Source organism: Oligoflexus tunisiensis (assembly GCF_001748245.1).
GTDB lineage: Bacteria > Bdellovibrionota_B > Oligoflexia > Oligoflexales > Oligoflexaceae > Oligoflexus > Oligoflexus tunisiensis.
The window spans coordinates 4,153,338-4,174,574 of the sequence record NZ_BDFO01000001.1 but is presented as its reverse complement, the minus strand read 5'-3'; the positions used below and the strand labels follow the sequence as shown (position 1 = coordinate 4,174,574).

12 protein-coding genes are annotated in these 21,237 nt (G+C 47.5%); 2 read left to right on the top strand and 10 right to left on the bottom strand.

Annotated features, from left to right (window positions below; all coding sequences use genetic code 11):
• The first annotated feature begins 64 nt into the window (after positions 1 to 64).
• Positions 65 to 886, top strand: coding sequence for a c-type cytochrome (locus OLTU_RS17285; protein ID WP_141734011.1), 822 nt, complete (start codon positions 65 to 67; stop codon positions 884 to 886).
• A 53-nt stretch (positions 887 to 939) separates the two neighbouring features.
• On the opposite strand, the gene OLTU_RS17280 is transcribed toward OLTU_RS17285, so the two are convergent.
• The 10 genes from OLTU_RS17280 to OLTU_RS17235 form a co-directional block, all read right to left on the bottom strand.
• Positions 940 to 3,795: a 7TM diverse intracellular signaling domain-containing protein gene (locus OLTU_RS17280; RefSeq protein ID WP_245676871.1), complete on the bottom strand. Its 2,856-nt coding sequence runs from the start codon at positions 3,793 to 3,795 to the stop codon at positions 940 to 942.
• Positions 3,796 to 4,065: 270 nt separating this feature from the next.
• Positions 4,066 to 4,938 (bottom strand): RICIN domain-containing protein, encoded by an 873-nt coding sequence (locus OLTU_RS17275; RefSeq protein ID WP_141734009.1) that lies wholly within the window; start codon positions 4,936 to 4,938, stop codon positions 4,066 to 4,068.
• Positions 4,939 to 5,243: 305 nt separating this feature from the next.
• Entirely contained in the window at positions 5,244 to 7,052 is a 1,809-nt protein-coding gene (locus tag OLTU_RS17270) for a M48 family metalloprotease (protein WP_176736716.1), read from the bottom strand.
• Positions 7,053 to 7,481: 429 nt separating this feature from the next.
• Complete coding sequence (locus OLTU_RS17265) at positions 7,482 to 8,534, bottom strand: M12 family metallopeptidase (protein ID WP_176736715.1); 1,053 nt, start codon at positions 8,532 to 8,534, stop codon at positions 7,482 to 7,484.
• Positions 8,535 to 8,889: 355 nt separating this feature from the next.
• Positions 8,890 to 9,867 (bottom strand): lytic polysaccharide monooxygenase, encoded by a 978-nt coding sequence (locus OLTU_RS17260; RefSeq protein WP_218110090.1) that lies wholly within the window; start codon positions 9,865 to 9,867, stop codon positions 8,890 to 8,892.
• Between the two features lie 640 nt (positions 9,868 to 10,507).
• The gene (locus tag OLTU_RS17255) at positions 10,508 to 11,179 is read right to left on the bottom strand and encodes a response regulator (RefSeq protein ID WP_141734005.1); all 672 of its coding nucleotides are present in this window, start codon (positions 11,177 to 11,179) and stop codon (positions 10,508 to 10,510) included.
• A gap of 40 nt (positions 11,180 to 11,219) precedes the next feature.
• Entirely contained in the window at positions 11,220 to 14,138 is a 2,919-nt protein-coding gene (locus tag OLTU_RS17250; RefSeq protein ID WP_141734004.1) for a 7TM diverse intracellular signaling domain-containing protein, read from the bottom strand.
• A 528-nt stretch (positions 14,139 to 14,666) separates the two neighbouring features.
• Positions 14,667 to 15,692 (bottom strand): transposase family protein, encoded by a 1,026-nt coding sequence (locus OLTU_RS17245; protein WP_141734003.1) that lies wholly within the window; start codon positions 15,690 to 15,692, stop codon positions 14,667 to 14,669.
• 905 nt (positions 15,693 to 16,597) lie between these two features.
• Positions 16,598 to 18,247: a hypothetical protein gene (locus OLTU_RS17240; RefSeq protein ID WP_141734002.1), complete on the bottom strand. Its 1,650-nt coding sequence runs from the start codon at positions 18,245 to 18,247 to the stop codon at positions 16,598 to 16,600.
• Between the two features lie 281 nt (positions 18,248 to 18,528).
• A complete protein-coding gene (locus OLTU_RS17235; RefSeq protein WP_141734001.1) occupies positions 18,529 to 19,845 on the bottom strand; it encodes a vWA domain-containing protein in 1,317 nt (438 codons plus the stop codon).
• A 434-nt stretch (positions 19,846 to 20,279) separates the two neighbouring features.
• Between OLTU_RS17235 and OLTU_RS17230 the strand changes: the two genes are divergently transcribed.
• Entirely contained in the window at positions 20,280 to 21,188 is a 909-nt protein-coding gene (locus OLTU_RS17230; protein ID WP_141734000.1) for a PLP-dependent aminotransferase family protein, read from the top strand.
• Positions 21,189 to 21,237 lie beyond the last annotated feature (49 nt).

Sequence of the window (21,237 nt, the reverse complement as noted above, 5' to 3'; positions counted from 1 at the left end):
TCCGTGATATGGCAGGGAAACTGCATGCTGATGCCCCAACGTGATGCGATTGTGGAGGTATAGTATGTCCAGGAAAGTGAAAGCTTTCAGTCTATGGGTATGTTTCAATTTGGTGATGGGGACATGGTCGTGTTCATATTCCGAGCAGAACAAAGAGACAGGCTCGACCCAGAATGCATCCGCAGACGCCATGAGCGTTCCGGAACTGGTCTCAAAAATGACGTGGTCAGTCGTGCTGAATAACGTTCGCTTCGGTAAACTATTTTCTGGTTTTGATGGAACCAATTCGTTCAAAGTCTTAGTGGATGCCAGGGTCTTTGGTGAACTCCCACAAGAGATTCAAGCTAGCGAAGAGAAAATTATTGAACTCTACAGAGGTAAAGACTATGAATCGGCTGCTGTAGCCAAGGCCGCAGGACTTTCCTTGGAGGTCGATGCCTCATTTGTGACTGTCAGCTTCAAAGATATAAGCCCTGGAGGTCGCCAGTACGAATTGACGACCCAAAAAGCAGGTTCGACGTCAGCGACATTCAAACTCGGATCGGCGGAAATGCCACTGGCCTTGGAGATTGCAGAATATACGGCTGCGCAGGTAGCCGCTGGCAAGCAACGTTACAATACGGAGGTCACGGGCGAAACGTATTCGCCGGCATGTGCATCCTGCCATCGAACTGATAGGGGGGCAAACCATTCGCCCTATTTGATGGCCAATTATTCGGATCCAGGTCTGCTCGCGACCATTGAAGCGGGTGTGAATACTGATGACAACTGGGAATCCAACATCCCCCACAAGATGATTTTCGCGAACGATGCGGAAAAATCAGGAATCGTTCCTTATCTGAGAAGCCTTGACCCCAATCTTCTGCCGAAAGATCAGGTGCAGTAGAGGGACTGTTCCGGAAGGTGAAGTGTGAACGGGGACAGAATTGCAAATTCACATTAGTGGGATACTACGTTCAACTGCTGATCGAAACCTGTCACCCACATATCGTCAGGCAGGCTCATCCGAAAGTGGAAAGGCACGGCAGTTGAGTCGACCTGGATGTTGTCAGATGCATTAAATATGATGGCAATGCCCCCACCAGCATCCTCCAGCATGGTCCGGACCGCGTCCAATCCGACCCCGCGTCCAGAGATGTCTGATAGCTGGGAGGCCGTTGAAAACCCTGAATGAAAGATGGCATTGGCGATCGCATAGGGATCATTGTCATTGACAGCCAGGAGTCCTTTTTCCAGAGCCTTTTCTTTTATTCTCTTCAAATTTAGCCCCTGGCCATCGTCACCGATAGATAGAAGCAGCATATTTCCCTCGATTAAGGAACGTATAGTGATCAGTCCCTGCGCTGGTTTGTTTTTTGAGAGGCGTACGTCCGTTGATTCCAGGCCGTGGTCCACGGAATTGCGCAGAAGGTGGATAAAGACGTTTTGGAGGAGTTCCACGGTCTGAGGGGGTATATCCACGCTTGGGGTGTCTATGGCGAAGCGTGGCTCCTGTTTGCCGAGGTCGACCGCTACCTTTACAACTTTGTCACAACATTCCTTAAGAACCGTCGGGAGAGCTTTGTAATAGGCATAGTGAAGAACATGCTCTTCATTTGAGCAGATGCTCCTTTTTTCCTTGGGAAGAAGCTGGAATATATTCAGGAGTTTCGCGACCATATCCTTGTTGAGATTGATTGTGTTTGAAGCCGAACGACCGAGCTTATCGCGGAATATGGAAATGTACTCCTCCAGGACAGAGGTGATCAGGTGATAATCTGACATCAGGCTGTCCAGGTCCAGCTGATCCAGATTGTTTTGATAAAGACTGCAGAGATTCTCCGCCTTGTGGATGGTGTTGGTAAGATCCTTGAAACCCAAGCTGCGGACGTGGCCTTTCATCGTGTGATAGCAGAGGAAGATTAGCTTCAATTGTGTCGCATCTACTGGCTTGCTGGATTCGAGTACACCCTGAACATCGCTCAGCAGTTTTTTTGAGGCATCAAAAAACCTCTGACAGCGTTCAATCTCAACCGCAAGAATCTCCGAGATTTTTGTGATTTCCTTCTCGTGAGCTTCCGCCTGCCCCCGCAATTTCTTGATTTCTGTCACATCACGCAGCGTGACAAGCAGTTTATCCGTTTGCAGGTTTTCGTCTTCAATGACTTGCCAATCAACTTCAAGGAACCTGCCAGGCATCTCGATATCTCTGGGAAGATGGCTTTCATTCAGTTCAAATTCGAATGGGGAATCCAAGGAGAGGTCGATTGCGGTTCTCATGCGGGCTACATCATCGTCGTTCATGGTGGAGCCTTCACTCAGAAGAAGAGCTGGATCGGCATTCAATATATCCGTTCTATCCACCAAAGTGCAAAGATGCTGACTATATTCCTCATGGATTTTGACTCCAGGCAGAATTGAAAATATTCCCTGCTGAATGTGCCTCATGATGGAGCGGATCTCTCTCGTCTTTTCGTCCACAATATCTTCAACTTGATCAACGTATTTTCTCAAACTGATGTTCAAGGTCCTGAGCTTGTCTCCCATGGTGATCGATAGCAGGAGAGCTTCAGACAGGGAGCCGATCTCCATAATGTGGTCGAGGAACGTGATGCTGGAAAGGTAACCATGCAACATCAACGTTTTAAACGCTGATCCTATTAAATAGATTGAAAAGGCTGTCACATAGAAATAAGCCTGCTTTTCCTTCTTTGTCATAAGCCAAATGGCAGGTCCGATAATCAGAGGAACAATGGAGAATACCATGAAGGTTGAGAATGGGATCATAATTGAGGTCGGTGCCGTGACATATGCGATAGCCGTTAGGATGACAATGAACTGTGTGACTTTGGTGAGCTTATTAATTCGCGGGTAAGACCGGAAAGGCAGGAATTCCCGAGCAAAGGCAACAAAGAATGACCCATGAATGCCAAGGAATAGAAGGTAATGATAACTCCAATAAACAGCGACATTTTTTGTGTAGATATTGAAATAGAATCCATTCAACTCGGCTTGAACGAGCCACGTAGTCCCGACAAAGCCCACGTAAAATAGATAGATCTTCTGCCGGGAGATAAGAAAAATCCCAAAGTTATAGGTCAAAAGAGCTATTGCTGCGCCGGCGTAAGCCCATTGAAAGGGCAGCCAGCCCTTTATGACCTTTTCGAGGTTCTGTTCAGAGTGAAGCTCAACATTGAGGAGGTGGGGAACGACGGAGGTGTAGGCCATGAAATAGAGTTCAATGTCCCTCTTTTCCGAACTTAATTCAAGAACTGATGTGGTGTTGTTTTCAGTATCAAACCGGCTTCTCAATGCCCTGGGTTCATGAAAGCTTTTACGGAATGAGTTTATAATCTTATTGCCGTTTTCCACCACAAAGTATTGGGAATCGACCACATATCCATTAACATTTAAAATGATTCGCTTGGTTGGTTGGCTACCTTGATAGTGAAGTCTTATTCGGTACCAGACGGGTCGGTTATTAAAGCCAAAATTCGGTCTGTAGCTATCCAGATCCACGAAGCGTTGACGGTTCTCTAACTTTAGGAGGTCGCTTATTTGGAGTAGGGGAGTCGATTGATATATGGCGTCATAGTACGCAAATATCTTGAGTCTTTTTTTTTCAAGATCAGGTTCCAGCAGATAATCAAGCGCATCCATCGGTTGCCAGTCAACCGCTTCATCCTGATAAAAGTAACTTAGACTTCCTTTTCCTGGTCGATGGAATTCAAAATCGTCGTCTATGGCGATCGGACTCTGGGCAAACACGAGGGTTTCGAACCATGCGATCGCCAGTAAAAAAAATAATGTAATCACCCGTTTCAAAGACGAGGATCTTTCCAAATGGGGGAATTGTGAATGCGATTGTGTCAATACAAGGATAGACCAGGAATTTGCCAGGTGCAATGTGAGGAATTACCAGCGCAGGCGTCACTGAAGCCTGAAAGAACCAAGAGGGGAAATCAGATGGGGGCCGACTGGTTCCCTCCTGGCCTGATCAAGAATAACTTTGGCAGCAAGCCTCAACGAAAATTAGCTCCTATAGGACCACAAGTCCTCCGTCTACCGGCTTACAGCTCAAAGTAATTACCGTGCAGGTGACCAAGTAAAAGTCACAGGAAAATTGGAGTTACACTCGACTAAAATCATGGTGTTAGCCGTGGAGACTCCCATGCATTTTTGCGACAATCGGTTACGGAATTTGGCCTGATTAGTTCCCACAAGGATGGGTTCCCAGGTCTTATCCATGTAAAGGTCGCATGTTTTTTGGACGATGGCCGATCCCAGGGAATTTGCGCTAATCGATATGCACTTGGCAGAGGTCCGAGATCTCAGTTGGAAGAAGTTTTGCCCCTCGGTATATAAAAATTGCTGGTTCAATCCTGGAGTTTGGCACGGGAAGCCCAGGATCCTTGAATTTTCGGCAACGCTGCTGCTATCGACATCCAGGCATCTTCCGCCTTGAAATGTGACAAAGTAGTACCCCGTGGTGCTGGGGGCCGTGCCTGGCGTGGAAGTCGCATTTGAAGCCTTAATCTGGGCTTCCAGCTTATTCTTCTCATCCTCTAGCTTTTTTGTTTTATCAGCCAAAATGTTTTTTTCGTTTTCCAATTTTTCAATCTGTTCTTTTAAAGACTTTTTCTCTTCCTCTGTCAGCTTATCTTCTGAAGCGTCCATATTTTTGAGATCCTGGATTTCTTTATCTTTCTGGCTAATGATCTGCTCGTTGGCACTGATCTTTGAGTCTTTTTCAGCTATGGCGCCCAGAGCTTCGCTGATCTGCTGGCTTTGCTCTTGATTCTGCTCTTCCAGATCGTCGAGGCGGCTGGACTCTTCAGTAGGCGTTTTGGAGAGGTCCTTATTTCCAACTTCGATCTGGGGTGTTCTAGTGGGAGATCTGCAGGCAAAGAGTAAGGTTGTGCCTGCCACCCAAAGTGCTCGGCGCGGAAAATTTTTCATGAGTTGTACCTCCGGATTGGTTCTGCTGGATTTGTTTCACCTTTCGTGCCAGTGCTTTGTATTGAACTTTCTGGAGGTGGTGCTGATAAGTAAGCAACGAGTGAGCAGATTTATGCTTTTCCTTAACGAACTGCTGAGCGTAACCAGAATGAACAGCGAGATGATTTTGAACATGCAAGTATTCCAGAAAGGGAAACGATCCGAAATTCACCAATTATGGACCAACCCTAAGGATCTTAGCAGGAATCGGCTTACGATGATGGGGGCATGACATACCTCAGTCATGCTCTCATAAACTCAGGTCATTAGGGTAGGGACTTTTGCACTAAGGCAAGCCAATCAGATTCGCTAAGAAGGGGGGCAATGGTCGCAGCAGGTTCATACTTATGGGCCTCGATCTCGCGGTCTGTATTGAATATCCGATAACAACTGCTGTGATGAGCCTCAGAATAGTCACCAACTGGTACAAAAGTGTAAACGCCATTCTCTATCCAGGATTTACTTCGCAAATCATTGCATTTTTTGATGCCAAATTGATACCCGTCCAGAGTTGTTTCATCATTCTTACCTAATATTGCATTTGCATCCGCTATCAAAAGTGGTTGCAAGCCGATTCCAGCGAGAGCTTCTGCAGCGAAGTCATCCGCTTCCTGCTCATATGTATATTGCCCAATGCGAAGGTCCTTGGCCCGTTTTAAGTGAAACAAGTTTTCTGAGTCCAACCTGTCGAGTGTCGCACTTGCTTGGATGAGTGCCTCCTTTAATGTTGAGTTCGAAGGTGCCGCCTTGCGGAGTCGTCCTGCCGTAATCTTGACTACACCTTTAAACCAGTCTGTCTCAAGAAAGTAAGCGAGGCTGCTCGGAACCCACAGGGAATCACGTGTCATACTTTCCACTTTCTCCCAGCTTATGCTTGAGGCGGTTAGCTTGCCATTCGCAGGAACCAGGCTGATCTTCTCAGCGCATGCGAACACTGCAGTCTCAAAGTCACTGTAATCTGAGGCGGCGATATCAGCGAACGGATACGCTGCCAATGCAGTATTGACCTTCGGATCATTGATATGGATTCGAGCCTGAGCGCACTCTTTCGGACAAGAGCCGACTGAGCAAACCTCCTGAACTGCCGAGCCAGCACCTATGAAGAGCTCCGGTCGCATCTTCTGAGCATTGATCTTCCCGTACGCTTGAGTGTTGTTCAAATCAATAGCGGCATTAACAGCCAAATCACCGGGTGTTTTGAGCGAAGGTTCTGCTATGGGGCGCCGGTCGCTGTTGTGTCGATCCATCGTATAGAAAAAGTCGTATTCCGACGAGTGTGCCGTAATATGGGAACGGTAGTAGTGCCCAAGCTCGTGTGCCAGGACTGCAACGAGAGTTGGCTCAGTCATCTCTTTAATGATTCCAGTATGAACGGTGATTTTATTTGACGTCTGAGAGATCACAAGTTTCTTTGCTTGAAGCACGTCAGTAAGCTCTGGATCGCGCTCGCAAGTCCTGTTGACGCCGAGTGCGACATTCGTCCCGTCCCCGCTCAAGGTCAACTTGCAAGCGGGGGACTTGCTGGTCAGATACTTTACCAAGGGACGTAACGTCTCTTCGGGCGAGGTCCCCTCGACACAAGGGTAACTGGAGTCCCAGGGATAAAACTTGCCATCAGAATCCATGTAAACGGTGTCAACAGCATTCAAGGGAGGGGGCATGGTATCCGCTGCAAAGTTCACTTCGATTTGATAACATACCGGCATTGGTGATGCGAACGCTTGAGGCTCACTATTTTCTATTATTTTAACCAATGGCTTCGGTACATTCGCGAGATCGTTTGGATGGCTCTTGCGCAAATATGCATCAATACCGTCTAGCCAGAGTTGTAATCTCTTTGTCATAGGATTGGAATCCGAGAGATAATCGATCGGTTCCTCTCCTGCGATGAGCTGGTGGAAGCTGAAGTAGTCCGGATCAGGTGTTTCCACCCACATCCAGGCGTCTCTGCCTCGCGTCGGCTCATCCGGAGTATGCTTAACGTGGCTGTCATTCACTTTGCTGTAACACCCAATAAAAAGGCCAGCAAGAGCAGTTGTTCCCAGGATGCTTTTCAGAATCGTCGATGTCTTCATGAATGAAATCCTCAAAATGAAAATCACACGTTCCACGGCTCGCCACTGTGCAAGCTTCAGGCCACCAAGGTTTTGAACCGAAGTCATTTGGGATCTGGTATCCAAGAGCGTCCACTTCGCTCCTACAGCTGTTTTTGCGCTGTATGACATCAACGGCTTGACCCATTCGTCTCCGAAGTGGAATCTGATGTCCGCTGTTCCTGTGAAACCCGGAAAGAGATTACGGGAAAGAGGAGCTTGGCTAACTTATGTCATTGCGATAGTTGGCTGTACAGGCCCTTAACATTGTTATGTCCGTGCTTTCGTCTCGTTAACGAGATCGAAGAAAGAAGCCCGCCATTCGATGAACGGCGGGCTCAAATTGGAAGTTCCAAGTTTCAACTGCTCATGAGAGCTTGAGCATGTGATAACAATCGGTGATTCGCAAACTCAGTGGGCAAAGACGTCAATGGAAGTATAGTTTTTGTAATCCTGGGCTTCCTTCAACGACCGACCGATCAAACAAATTCGAAAATTACCCTGTCCATTATCCGAAGGGGAAAGGAAATTACCCTTCAAAAAGTCGCCTGTCATTCGTTGGTCGACGCTTGGAATTTGGATGTATCCGCTTGGATCATCGCAATCGACAGACTCAAAGCGTCCAAATTTGACATCAAAAGCAGTTACACCCGAACCTGTGACTTGGAAGTCAATGTCATCCAGGCTGCTTAGGCGTGCGCCAGGTTCCGGATGTGCCTGAGCAAAGATGCCTCCATAGATGGCATTTAACGTATTGATATCTCCTTGGCTGAGCGAGAGCTTGTGATTTCTATAATTGGCAACGAAAACACGGCAGTAATTCATCACGGATTGGTCGTCGTAGTGTCCGATCTGAACAGAACTCCATTCCCCTTCGCCAGTCGTTTGGTCTAAAGGACAGCGTTCATCGTTGTCTCGCCTATTCATCTCATGATGCAAGCCAAGTAAGTGGCCGAATTCGTGCAGAGCTACATTATGCAGGCAGTTGGAATCGAGGTAGTTGGTATCATTGCCTTTTCCATCCTGGCAGAATGCGTTGATGCCTATTGCTACATTTTTGCCTCGAGAGCCGAAGTCGTCGACGATGGCAGCTTCAGACTTCACAAAGGTCATGGCGATGTCAGATTGAGTGTTGTCGCAATCATTAAAACCATGGAATCTAAAACCTATTTTTCCAAATTCCTCGTTCAAACCAGCAGAGATGATTTGAATGGCCTTTAGTCGACTCTCGTTGCTCAGGACGGCAAGTTCATTTAAGGAATCGTCCTCAAGGAAATTTACGCGAATGCTGTTGCTGACGCAAACGTTGAACTCGCGTTTGATCCAACGGTCATCTTCGGCGGAAACATAACCGTCTGTGTCCGATACTTGCGGTTCGCCATAGTTGCAGGCCGTCGTGGCGTTAAACAGAACCAAAGCTCCTGCCAACTTCAAAAAGTGTCCAAAGTTCTCGGATTTAATCATATGAATTGCCTCCATACACACGGATTATCCCGTGATTATGCTGATGACGTTATTGATCCATCGTAGAAAAGCAACGGGGTCCTGTGCAGCTGGTGTTTGAAGTAGACTAATGCATGGGATTTATCAAGCGTGTTTGAAGTGCAGTCTCAAATCTCTAACATTTTTTATTCCGTTAACGAAACGATCTGTATGTCGTTAACAAATCGAATCCATCTCAATAAGCTGGAGCCCGTTATCCAACGTCAACCGTCTATGATGGTGTTCACCAGGATGCTCAAGGGTAGGTTGGATGGCAGAGAAATGGCGTTAAAAGCTTAAAGAAGGATAGAGAGGGGGGTGAGTCCCCCTCCCAGACTCACGAGCATTGGCAGAAGTTCTCAGGACAAAAGCTTGGAATGTGATTGCAATTGACGTTGCACCACGCGTCATCAGCTTGGCTTCCAGGCAATGCGTTGCATTCCTTCAAATTAGGACGTGGCTGGTTATCCCCCTCGCAGCTACAGAGATTGGCTGGGCAAAAGCTGGGGCTATGATTGCAGTTTATGGTGCACCAGCTATCATTGGTAACAGAACTGATCGCCTTGCAGTTTCTGTCGCCTGAGCTGGGACTGATGGTACTACCACCCTCACAATTCGAAGTTGTGGGAAGTGTGGTAGTTTCTTTGGGAGTATCAGTGGGGGTGTTGCGCTCTTTTTCGGGCAGCACAATGTCGTTTGTTCCTGTGCCTTGGAATTGAACGTCAATGACTTGATAGAACGTTTTCGTCGTATCGCCGACATCCCAGAGGGCAAGAATCACATGATAACCTTGGCGTCCTGGTACATTGCAGACATGTGTGGTGTTCACAGACGGGACGGCCATACCGCCACTTTGCGTGCAAAAGGGATTGAGGTCAAAAGAATCACGGGTCAGCTGACTGTTGGGATTCCAATTGCTTTTGGTGATAAAGTACTTCCAATCCCTTGTTGCGTGGGGTGCTGTAAAGTGCCAGCTGAAGGAGTTGAAACCGGATTGTATAAGGTTTTTGCTCCACCGGGCAGCGGATTGTTCATTCAATTGCCCCCATTTTGCCAGTCCTGCTGATGCAATCTGTCCGTCTGGTACGCTAAATCCAGGGAACCCATCTTCCCCTTCGACGCTTTGGGGTTCATATTGAACGTGGCCGCAATTGATGTTGGCGTTTTGGTTGCAGAGTAAAGAACGGGACTTAGGAGAGCTGACATATCCATGGGAAAAGCCCGATTCGGGGAAAACCCAGGTTATTTGTAGGGCGCAGAGCGCGAACTGAAAAAAGCGGAAAATAGCTGATCTGTTCATCGTAGCCTCACTCATGTCGGTCTATGGGATTCTGATGCGGTTCGATTTATTGTAGCTCCCAAGCGGCCATCCAGTTCGATCCAAGGCCGGGCTCAAACCTGGTGGAAGCAGGCGACCACTGTCTGCAAAAGTTGCTGTAAGGAAGGCGCTTGCATCGATAGATTCGCCCATTTCTTGGCTGCATGACCGTCGTTCCTTCTCTATAGACGGATATGCCGTCCGGGAACACGAATTGATAGTCTCCCGGGGTATTAACAAGGGTCAAAGCATGAGGGTGAGCATGAGCATGGCATTGGGCATCAGCTTCACTTGATGCAACGCTTGCCTGTTGGCTATTGTCACAGGCAACATGAGCGAAATAAGCTAGTCCCAATATCAGGGACATACGGTGGATCGTTCTCATCGAATTCTCCTCTTCTCAATATTTTGGACCTTCAGCACAGCTGGGCTCACTCTGCATGAGACATTCCATGTAGAAGCGGAACACATTCCGTTGAATTGAGTTGGAAAATTTTAACGATGCAGAGCATCCAACCGTTACAGGATGGACATCGCAAAGCCGGGTAGACAGGCGTGATTCGGTTTGATTTCGTTAACGAAGCTTGTATTCGATCATGAAAGCGGGCAGAAGGTGGCGAAGGGAAACTAAGCTATCTCATAGCCCCCAATACTGCAGGATGGACTGGATAACTTTGGTTAGAGCCTCAGGGTTGGAAGGCTTGAGTACAATTGAATTTGCACCCAAAGCATAGAGTTCCTTGGAGTTTTCACTGGAAATTGTCGAAGAGAAAACGACAACGGGAATATCTTTTAAAGCCGGATCAGATTTGATCCGGCGCAGAGCTTCGTAACCATCCATGCCGGGCATCTGTAAGTCGAGAAGGATAATATGTGGCCTTGGAAAGTCAGGATCATTCTGTTTGGTCCGTGACAGATGCATCAGGAGCTCTTGCCCATTTCGGCAAGGGAAGAACGTGATCTTTCCTTTGAACAGTTCCTCAGCCCGTCTTGCTATCCCCTCAAGCAGGATTGGGTCGTCATCAGCGGAAAGGATGATTCGCGAATTGATTGACAGGGGGTCTTCGTCGGCAGTCGTGGCTGCATACTGCAAAACGAGTCTGACGACCTCAGCTTTGCTGCGGCACCCGACCTTGGTAAAGATATTGGAAAAATGTACATTGACCGTTGCCAGAGAGCAGCCGATTTTCGCCGCGATTTCTGCTGAGGCCATGTGTTCATTTTCAATAAAGTGCTTCAGGATCTCCCTCTGTCGGGAGGTCAGCTGGTGCTTGTCGGAAAACTTCTGAAGGGTCTCTTTCTTAATCATATAAGCATTATCTCAGAATCGGATTGGGAGGGCAATGATATCAGGCGGGAACCTTGAGCGGCCTCTGGTTGAATCCTGGAACCCAAGTGCTTCCGGGAAGCTCTATTCGGAAAAGAAAGGGAACTGAAACAGAGTCCGGAGTCGCTTTTTGAGGTTCGGGGAAAACCATGGTGATAGTCCCGCCAGCGTCTTCAAGCATCGTACGAACGGCGTCAAGCCCCACACCCCGCCCTGAAATCTCTGAAAGCTGTGAAGCTGTCGAAAATCCCGAATTAAAAATGGCACTGGAGATTATATGTATATCCTGACAGTTCTCGTCGATGATACCTTTTTCAAGAGCTTTTTCTCTAATCCTTTTCAGGTTCAGGCCCTGGCCATCATCTCCACTCATGATAATCAGGTTTTCGCTCTCGATCGCGCCGGATATCGTGATTAGCCCTTGGGGAGGCTTGTTTTTTGATACACGAACATCCGGTGTTTCCAGGCCGTGATCGACAGCATTGCGAAGAAGGTGAACGAATACGTTCTGGAGCAATTCGACTGTTTGAGGGAGTAAATCGACGTCCGCGCAGTTCACGATGAACTGGGGCTCGTTTTTGCCTAGCTCCATAGCTATCTTGGCAACTTTATCACAGCAGCCTTTGAGTATGGCTGCAAGGTCCTGATAGTACAAATAGTGAAGTGCGGCTTCCTCGTGGGAAAGGGCCTGCCTGTTTGTCGGTGAAAGATGTTGGAACATATCCAGCAGTTTCTTTATCTCCTCCTTTTTGAAGCTAATAGCGCTTGATGCTGATCGGCCAAGCTTATCCCGGGAAATGGAGATGTAGCTTTCAAGGATCGATCGTATTTGAGAATAATCAGCCTTAAGGCTCTCAATATTGACCAAACCCGGGTTGGATTGATACTGGCTGCAGAGATGCTCCGCCTTATGTATTTCGTTGGTAAGGTCCTTGAAACCCAGACTGCGGACATGCCCCTTCATCGTATGATAGTTCATGAAGATCGATTTCAATTTTGTTTCGTCGAAGGGCATGTCTGAATTCAAGATCCCATCGACATCGGACAGCATCCTGGTCGAAGTGTCAAAAAATCTCTGACAATTCTCTATATCGACCGCAAGGATTTCTGATATCCTGGAAATCTCTCTTGCGTGATCTTCGGCCTGTCCTCTCAATTTCTTGATTTCGGTCACATCTCTGATGGTTACAAGCAGCTTTTCTGTCTGATTGCTGTCGTCTTCAATCACCAGCCAGTCTATTTCCACTGACTTCCCGTGCATTTCCATTGCTCTGGGGAGATGGCTTTCATTCAGTTCGAATTCAAAAGGGGAATTCAACGAAAGGTCGACTGCAGACCTCATTCGGGCCACGTCATCATCGTTTAAATTGGAACCTTCGCTTAGAAGCAGGACGGGGTCGGTCCCTAAAATATCCGTTCTTCCGACAAGTTTGCAAAGATGCTGGCTATAGTCCTCGTGAATCCTGAACCCTGGAAGGATGGAGAAGATTCCTTGATTGATATGCCTCATGATGGACCGAATTTCGCGGGTCTTTTTTTCTACGATTTCTTCGACTTTACGAATATGTTTTTCAAGACTTAGGTTCAATGTTCGGAGCTGATCTCCCATGGCAATTGATAGGATGAGGGATTCTATCAACGAGCCGATCTCCATAATGTGATCCAGAAAGAAATAGCTGGGGAGAGATCCGCTCATCATCAACGCCTTGAGAAACGACCCTACCATAAAAACGAAAATAGCCAGTATATAGAAGTACGCTTGCCTGTCTTTCTTCGTCATAAGCCAAATGGCTGGACCAACAGCGATTGGTACAATGGTAAATATCATGAGGATGGCAATAGGAAGCATGGTCTCAGCAGAGCCTAGAATGTAGATAGGCGTTGCTATGGCAGCGATCCTTTGAGTGATCGTTGTCAGCCTGTTGAGTCTCTTGTAGGAGGCGAAATTGAGGAATTCCCGAGCGAAGGCCAGAAGGAAAATTCCATGAATGCCTAGAGCCAAAAGGAACTGATGAGTCCAGATTACGGCTGCGTTTTCAGTAAAGATATTGAAATAAAACCCATTGAGCTCGGCTGCCATGAGGAGATTGGTGCCAACAGACAAAACGTAGTACAGGTAGACTTTTTGCCTTGCGACCAGGAAAACGCCCAGATTATAGATCAGAAGTCCGACAGTGGCTCCAGTATATGCCCATTGGAAAGGGAGCCAGCCAGCAGTGGTCTCCTCAAGGTGTTGCTCGGAATGAAGCTCAATATTGAAATGATGAGGAGCGATCGAGGTGTAAGCCATGAAATAAACTTCGACCTCTCGTCTTTGGGAACTCAATTCCAAGACGAACGTTGTATTGTTTCCAGTGTCAAATTTGGATTTAAGTTCCTGGGGTTCCAGGAGGCTTCGTCGGAAAGTGGCTGCGATTGCATCACGATTCTCAACGACGAAATAGTGAGAATCAAGTACGAAGCCATTGAGATTAATGAGGATCTTCTTTGTCGATTGCTGTCCTTGATAGCCGACCTTAAGCCTGTACCAGATGGGGCGATTTATGAAACCAAAGTTGGGTCTATTCTGGTCAAAAACCAAAAAGCGGCCACGATTTTCTGGCTTCAAAATATCGGATATACTCAGGAGGGAAATCGATTCATAGAGGGAATCGTAGTAGGCAAAAAGCTTTTGCTTCTTCCGCTTAGGGTCTTTTTCCTGGATGAAATCAACGGCATCAATAGGGTGCCAGTCAACCTTCTCGTCCTGATAAAAATAACCAATATTCCCAGTTCCGGCCTGGAAGAATTCAAAATTATCATCAACGATTATGGTTTCCTGAGCAAACGCTTGTGTCTCAAGGGATACCATGATGAGAAAAAGGATGAATGTACAGGCCCGATACAATGGTAAACATCTTTCTTTTGGGTTGAGCGTCTGCATCAATTGCTGCAGCTTCATGATAAAGCCATATGGACGTGGTGGCAATATGAGGATTTACAAATGTCTGCTCGCGGCAAGATTGCTGTGGCAAGTAGCATGGGACACAATGAAATGGATGGGTGTCTAGGTCCTTTTAAAAAGCCCAGCAGAACTGATCGAGGCATAGCCTTACGACCAGCTCTGTTGGGATAAAACGGGGAAGACTGTGGTGCCAACCTAAGAGACTTCGCCCCAAGAAACCCTACGCTAGGAGCGTATTCACAGTTCCCTGATTGCAAAGTGCAGACCAAAGCCACCTTGGCTTTTCGCAGGTAAGTTGATGGAGTCTCGCCTGTCAGCAGCGAGGTCTATCGCTTTCATTAATGAATCGACTGCTGTCATACGAAGCTTCAGTGAAAGGAGATCAGACGACATTTCAGAAGAGGATTGAGGGAAGGCTGGAAAAACAAACGCTACACCCGTTTTTCGAGGGGGGATAACGGGCGATAGCGTTCTCAAGCGAGGTTTTTTTCGACATGTTTTCCTTGGCTGGTCAATTCCCGTACCCTAGGACATGTGTTCGGATACGGACCTGATTCCTGCCAAGAACTTTTCCATAGGCGTCTCTCCTATCTCGTTGAATTCAATATCTATGTGGGTATCGTTGTAGCGACTCATGAATGTATCCAGGTCGTGCTGGAGCTCGCTCAGAGACGAATAACTGCGCGTTCTTAACACAACATCGTAGAACGACTTTTGGATGTAGAGGTTCAGTTTGTCTATTTTACTCAGGGTCTCCAATGAAGCTGATTTGGAACGGATGTGTTCAATGTCATTAATGTGCAGAAAGACCTCATACGGATGACTTTCGCTTATTCCGCAGAATTCAGTGCCCAGGTCGGTCACAATGCGTTGCACACGAAGTCCGTAACTATCAAAGAAGGGTAGGACTTTATCATTCAGAAGATCCGCGGCAGTCAGAGAGGTGCGATCATTGTAGAGTTTCGCAAAAGCAACGCCGGAATAGAAATCGATGCCAGTCTGCTGATAAATCTTTCCAACGCCTTTGGCGTAGCCTATGAAGTAGGTGTCCTGTGCCAAAAGGTAAGCCGGGAGTTGGGGCTTGCCGCCGAGGGCTGACGCTGCCTTTTCTTCTTCTGCTTCCCGCCTTTTTTCATGGGGGGAATCTGTACTTTTGCCGAGCTGCTGCTGATGCTTGATTCGTTGATCCTTCCTTTCGAGCCTGTATTTCAACCAGATTCCTCTGACTGTGCCTGCACTGACAACTATACCCTTGCGCTTCATCTCACTGCTGACTCTGTCCTGGCCGTGGGTTGGGAATTCCAAGGTGTAGGCCAATATTCGATCTTCAATGTCTTTTGAAATCCGACCTGATGGCTTGGGGTGTTTCGTCTTTGCCTTCACCAATTCCAGAAATCTTTCTATCCCCACCTCTCTGAGGGTGTTTTTGATGTCGGTGTTGTCGTGCGATGTGAGGCTCAAGCGTTTATAGGCTTCAGCAACATTGAATAGGCATTTGCCGAGTTCCGTGATGTTCATTTTCCTTTGAATGATGTTCCTATCGTTTCTCATGATTCATACCCCAGGTATTAGGTGTGTGGTTTTCCGTTTTGTCGTCAGTCAAGTGGAGTGCTCGCCGTTCGTCACCCTGACCAAGGAATCTGGTGCGGGTGGTGGACAATCGTCCAAGGGAAACTGATGCCGTAACACCGATTTTTTAAGTCTTTGGTCAAAGAAGATTTCTTTCATTGTTAGCTCCGATCAGACGATTTGTTAATGGGTACTTTGCAAATGTCAATCCCGAGTCCGAGGTAAAGGAAATTAGTGGTTTGGGTTTGCACGCCTGATAAGACGTCTGTCACTGGGGATATCAGTTACACTTCTATAAATAATAATTTAGGCAAATATATTCGATGCATCGGGACGTGGAAACGAGGCACGACTCGACACTTTCATACCTTTGGTAGTATTGAGGGAAACTGCGCCTCTTCTGCGACCGCGTGTACCAATGAATTAATGTACAGGTGCGTTCGATGCTGCGGACGCCTTAAGATTGGTCCTTCGCTCTTCCATCTCTTTTTACATCCTCCTCGTCCGATGTGTATTTCGTTAACGAAGTGAAACTATTGCGGGTACGTGCGAACACATCTTTATTAGGAAACTGCAAAATCTTGTCAAGGTCTTGATTTCCTGGTCTTGTCAGCCTTGTCTTAGGCAGGGTCACTTATGGGTACTGAAGAGGAAATGGTGATGGAGTCGTATAATTTTCTTTTAAAATCTGAAGACACTTGGTATCTAGATGCGTGCAGGGGCAGAATAACTTCAATGATAGGAGCTTGTGCACCCACATTAATTGTCATCCTACTGCCGACATTTTCCTGGAAAGTGGCGGCAATTTTTGTTTTGGTGGGGAGGGGAGCCGCGTAAGGAAAAGAACCGCTTCATTCAGATGCAGCGGTCCTATCAAATGAGGGGAATCAGTCAACTACGGAAATCACGAACTTGTGGGAGTCGTAGCTTGGATTACGGGGATCAGAATCCCAGGCAAACAGATAACCTTTCCAGTCGCCGGACTGCCATGTTCTCACATAGTAGTCGCCGATTTTCAGAAATACTTCACTATTGTTCTTTATACAGCCACCATCGGAATGGGAATTCGCATCAATGATCTGAACTTTTTCCGCTTGTGGATAATAAGTCAGACCCCAGCTATATCCCCCCCTGGCTCCACCGTAGTAAGACAGCCCTCTGTCAAGGCCTTCATGGAGCAGGACTTGCGAATTGTTGGTGAGAGTGACGCCATCCCCGATCAGTGAAAACTTGCTGGGGTTCAAGCGACTTTCTGCTGAGTAGGATTCGTAATTTTCGTTGTAGCTGATATAATTGTCATTCTCCACGGACTTCAAAGTGACCCTTGACTGCATGGAAATACACTGACGGTCCATCCCATCAGGCTTAACATCGGGCGCTTTGTGGGTGATCACTGCGCCGTCCGCTTCAGCGATAAGACTGTCAGCTGATGCACATGCCTTCTCAATGCATGAGACAAGCCGATCCCTGATGTCGACCAGAGCCTTGATGTTGACCTCCACTTGATCCAGCAACGACGCGGGATGTCCTCCGGAAGCGTTCTGTTTTACTACAATATTGTTCTTGAGTTGCAGCCAGACCTTGTTGATCGCCGCATTCAAGGAATCCGCCGCAGGCAAAGGCTCGCTAGGAGCCTCTTCGAGGATCGTCGCGTAGGGCATTGTTTCGAAGGAGTAGACGGAAATATATTTTTCATTTTTGAGAGACTCTTTGAGGTCAGCCAGGTATGCTGGCAGGTTCACGATCTCATTCAAACATTTATCTGGTGTGGAAAGATCGCATTGAATCCCTTTGGCTGCTGCCAAACTGGACGCAGGGTCTCCCCCCATCTGGCTGATTTCAACTGATACCTTGATCCGTTTCTGCAGGGACTCATCGATCTTGCTGATTTCGTTTTTGACACCAGCCACTGGCTCTCCACCAAGGACGTTGGATAGGGAGGCCTGCAAGCCGGCCGAGACCGATGCTTTGTCTTCCAGGCTGCTGAATTGGAGTTTTAGGGTCGCCATCATCCAGGCAGCGCGGTTGACCCGGTAAACGAACTCATCGCCGCAGAATTGGGCGAAATTCTCTTTCCCGGCCGCATCCTGTCCGCCCGGCAGGTGCCTTTTGCCAAATTCAGACCATGTGATTCCCTCGGCAATTTGAGTCGGATAGTCGCCTTTCCAGAGGAGTGTATAGCTTTCCTCGAGTTCATTCGCAGAATGAGAGCGAGCGACCTTGAGAGACGCTTTGATATCAACGTACTGAACCTTGGCAGAAACTTCGCTTGAGATGTTCAATTCCTCCAGAATCTTGTCCATGCTCAAGTTTTTTTCAATTTTGGTATAGCTCTTTGTATTGCCGCGCAGAGCCGGGGTTTGCGTAATGCAGGAATTGGGAAGGATTTTCTTGATGTCGGATCGATAGGCATCTCCGAGCTTGTGGGTGTCATTCAACAGTGCTGAAATTGTGTCTTTGCTATTTGATGGGGACGATATATCGGAGCATGAGGTTGAAATTAGTAATATGAAAGAAAAATAACCTAACGTTTTCATGTGAAATCCTTTGATAATATGCCTCTCGTTAACGAAATGAAACTACTACTCTTCAGCTGAAAACGATCTCTTTATGGGAAACGATGAAGGGCTTGTCAAGTCATTGATTGCTTTGAGAGGTCGGTGCAAGTGAAGTGTGAAGAGTGTTCGCTCATTTTATTTTGTGAATTCATAACGCTTATCTTTTGCTGAGAGCAAAAATGAAAAGGAGTGGCCTTATAGGCCACTCCTCGCTAAGGGGATATGGGGCATAGTGCGAAGAGTCAGGGGGACTCTTTAAGCTATTGTTTCAGTGTCTGCTGATACTGTATTCTGACAAGGCTTGAGTGCATGGTTCCGTCTTTTGCCTTGGCTGAAACCTTGACCATGTGAGGGAACTGGCCGGTGCCCTCACCCAGCAGCACGAAGGGCTGGGTTTCAAAAACCCAGGCTTTGGGGTTATCAGGGTCCATTGCGAACCGATTGATTTTCAAATCGGCTTCCGGTTGATAGGGTTCCACTGTCAGGGACGCTTTGACGTCAGTCGCATCAAAGCTTCCTGTCAGGTCTTTGCTGACTTCGACCACTAGAGTCTCTGCAGAGTCAACCGTGACGACGCGATCGTCCGAACCAATGGTTTCCACAAGATTTTTGACGCCTACTGTATCCTCCTGAAGGCCAGCTTGCTTGTTCTGCAAGAAAAAGGCATTAAAGTACAGATTTTCAAGCGATTTCAAACGTGTTGCCGCTTCCTTGCCTGCCGCTACCGGATCCATGCCGCCTGCCGTCGGTCGACCATCCGTTATGAAGTATACTGCTTTGCGATCTTTCGTATTCTTCAGGAACTCGAAAGCTCGTTCGAAGGCAGCAGCATAGTTGGTTGAACTGTTAACCTCCGGGTTCGGGACAGCCATCTCCTGGTCGGCAAACGCGGGTTCCGGGGCGATGTAACTGCAAAAGCTCTTCAGTCCATTCGCTCCATCAAGGACACCTGTCCGGAACACACCAGCCTCGATTGGCGCTTTTGTATGGGTTTCGACAATGCCTCCGGCGAAAGCTACGGTGCCGACAGCGACATTATCTCCAGCTTTGACCTTGGAGAGGATGGCCTGTGCCGCTTGCAGGCGACCACACGTTTTGCCGGAAGCAGCAGCCACTCGAGGGTCATTGCCTATTGCCGGTTGAAAGGCCATATTGCTTGCGTCCGGTTTTAGCGGACCCATGGATCCAGAGAAATCAATGATGAACAGAATTGTGAGGCCGCTGGATATGGAGGGGCAGAATCTTCCCTTGACGCTCATGGCGACACGAGCATTGTCCTGGATCTTAATATCTGCACCTGCGCTTGGTGTTACTGTGATGGAATGCTCCGTTGTCGCATTACAACTCAGGTCCAGAGGGTGGTTCAGTAACGTGCCTGTTCCTGGCAAAGGACCACCCGCCTTCTTCTTTGCCTCGTTTTCAGTAAGTTCTGAGACATTAAGTGTTTGTTCATCGACATCGAGCCCTGGTGATGTAGGCTTATCCCTGGAAGGGCGGAATCCATTGAATTTACTGGGTTTACAACCCACGAAAAGTATGACCAGCACAAGAGCTGATGTCAGTTTGCAGAGGTTCATGGTTTCTCTCTTTTTCTCAGCAGGTGGAACATTTCGCAAGATGGATATGTGCAAGACCTGTTCCGCAGGGACATTATCCGGAAAATAGTGGTGCTGGTCATGCTGAGTGTAAGAATGTTGTGCCCGCTTAGTGGTTCTGCGATCGGAAGTTGTTGATTATGTGTTGGAGGGAATGCAGTGCGAACCAGAATGATCAATGAATTTTTGTTTAGGAAGGTTATACTACTTCGACAGTGTAAATATCTGGATTTTACAGTGCCTCATAAAACTCAGTTAGCCTAGTTCCTCTCAACGACAATCAAAGTTGTAGTTTATCGTTTCCGCGGGCCGGCATGCGTAGCAAACTACACCAGTTTTGACGTTTGATCTGACGGCTTTTAAAGTGTGGCAAGGAAGCTGCATGATAAGAGGCAAACAGATTGAGGAGAACGGATATGTTTGGTCAGTCGAAAATTTTTGGCGTCGCAGTACTGGGTTTTCTTGCGATGGGTGCATGGTCATGCTCATCGTCCAAAAAACATGCTGAGAAGAAAGAAGAAGGCGCTGCGCATAATGCTGCCGATTCATCCGATAAAGAGACAGCTGATGATGAAGGAGCCACTGATTCCGGCGCGGATGGAAAAAATGAGGAACCTAACAAGTCACCTGATTCTGCGGCTGATATAAACATACCGGTATTGATCACGAAGTTAACATGGTACATGGAAGGAAATTACTTCGGCGATAAAATTTTCACGGGATTCGATGGAACAAATTCGTTCAAGGTCCTGGTCGAACCGATGCTCTACGGAGGCCTTCCCGAATCAATTCAGTTGACAGAAGAACAGGAGGAAAGATTCTATAATAGCCCTGAGTTTAACGATGCTTGGAAGGCCGAGTTCAATAAGATCACCGTAGTGCCAGATCCTGCATTTTTCACGGTCAATCCTGTTGAGGTGCTGCCGGGGTGGAATGTTCTTGAATTGACGTCACTGAAAGCTGGTTCGTCCGTTGTAAAAATGAAGTATGGTGCGGAAGAAATTTCGTTGGCGGCGACTATCTCAGCCTATACGTCTGCGCAGGTGGCTGCTGGCAAGCAACGCTACAATACAGCAGTAGAAGGAGCGACACCGTCGCCATCCTGTATCACTTGTCATGGAGGAGGGGATGGGAGAAGCCATGGAGCATTTTCCCTGTACTCTGATGCTGGCCAACTTGCGTTCATAGAGACCGGCGTGAATAGCGACGATGATTATGAGACTGAAGCGCCCCACAAGATGACGTTTGCTAGCGCAGATGGCAAAGCTGGAATTGTCCCCTATTTGAGAAGTCTTGATCCTAAGTCTTTTTTCAATGGAGAGTAACAGGGATTTTGAGAAAGATGGTCGGATGTAACGGCCATCCATAGCGTAG